The organism is Actinopolymorpha alba DSM 45243, from assembly GCF_000373925.1.
Classification (GTDB): domain Bacteria; phylum Actinomycetota; class Actinomycetes; order Propionibacteriales; family Actinopolymorphaceae; genus Actinopolymorpha; species Actinopolymorpha alba.
The window spans coordinates 1-1,481 of sequence record NZ_KB892732.1; the positions used below are offsets into that span (position 1 = coordinate 1).

Below are 1,481 nucleotides of genomic sequence, written 5' to 3' on the forward strand. Positions count from 1 at the left end.
CGACAGACGGAAGATCACACCAAGGGCTTCGATGATCAGTGTGCACGATGCCGGCACGGCCGGTGCGCTCGGGGAGTCATCCCGGTTTCGTCAGGAGTTCTACCAGTGCCTGACCGCGCGTGCGGATGCGTTGTTCGAGTTGAGTGACGCCGTGTTGTGCTCGCAGGGGCCGGTCACCTCGCTGGTGGAGTTGTCCTTGGCCGCGGAGCACCGGCGTGGTCACGGCGCCCTGTATGACAGTGTGAATCAGGGCCGGATCGACATCGGCCGGTTCCGGAATGTTGTTGCCCGCCAGCAGATACCGCGTTGCGAGGGCGGCCGGATCGTGCTGGCCATCGATGTCAGCAACTGGCTGCGGCCTGATGCGAACACCAGTCCCGAGCGGTTGTTCTGCCACACCTACGCGCGCGGCAAGGGACAGGCCCAGATGATCCCCGGGTGGCCGTACTCGTTCGTGGCGGCGCTGGAGCCGGGCCGTACCTCGTGGACGGCGATCCTGCACGCCCAGCGGCTGGGGCCAGGTGAGGAGGACACCGCCGTCGCCGCCGCTCAGTTGCGCGTGGTCGTGGAAGAGCTCATCGCGGTCGGGCACTGGCGCGAGGGCGATCCGCAGATCTGGATCGTCGGTGACAGCGGATACGACGGCCCCCGTCTGGCGTTCCTGTTGGCTGATCTGCCGGTCCGCGTGCTGGTACGGACGCGATCGGATCGGGTGATGGCCTTCCCGGCCCCGCCCCGGGCCGCGGGAACCGTCGGGCGCAGCGCGCGTCACGGAGCCGAGTTCAAGTTCAAAGACTCCCAGACCTGGCCCGACCCCACCCACGGCACGACCACCCAGACCACCAGATACGGCACCGCGCAGGCTCGTTCGTGGGACCGGCTGCATCCCAAGCTGACCCACCGCGGTACCTGGGCCGACCACGACGGCGAGGTGCCGATCATCGAGGGCACCGTGATCCGGTTGCAGGTTGACCGGCTGCCTGGGCAGGGCACACCGAAACCGCTGTGGCTGTGGTTCTCCGACACCGCCGCAACGGCCGACGATGTAGACCGGTTGTGGCAGACATTCCTACGCCGCTTCGATCTCGAGCACACCTTCCGGTTCCTCAAGCAAACCCTCGGCTGGACCAAGCCCCGCATCCGCACACCCGGCGCGGCTGACCGATGGACCTGGCTGATCATCGCCGCCTACACCCAACTCCGGCTGGCCCGCGGATTGGTCGCCGACGTGCGTCGCCCCTGGGAACCACGCACCCGCGATCCCCGCCGGCTCACCCCCGCCCAGACCCGTCGAGGATTTCGCAACATCCGCCCGACCATGGTGCTTCCGGCCGGCGTCCCGAAACCCTCCCACCCTGGCCCAGGCCGTCCCCCCAACTCACCCAACAAGCAACGCGCCGTCGTACGCCACGTCGGGAAGATCACCAAAACGGACACACCAGTCACCACAGCGACCAACCAAAAAGGTTAAACAACAAGCT

Annotated in this window: 1 protein-coding gene; it reads left to right on the top strand. The window is 67.2% G+C overall.

From position 1 onward, the window contains the following. Positions 1–31 precede the first annotated feature (31 nt). Positions 32–1,471, top strand: coding sequence for an NF041680 family putative transposase (locus tag B141_RS0107075; protein ID WP_020574459.1), 1,440 nt, complete (start codon positions 32–34; stop codon positions 1,469–1,471). The last annotated feature ends 10 nt before the right edge of the window (positions 1,472–1,481 follow it).

Excerpts from the sequence above, each read along its gene's own strand:
- B141_RS0107075 (WP_020574459.1), top strand. The coding sequence starts at position 32 with ATGATCAGTGTGCACGATGCCGGCACGGCCGGTGCGCTCGGGGAGTCA.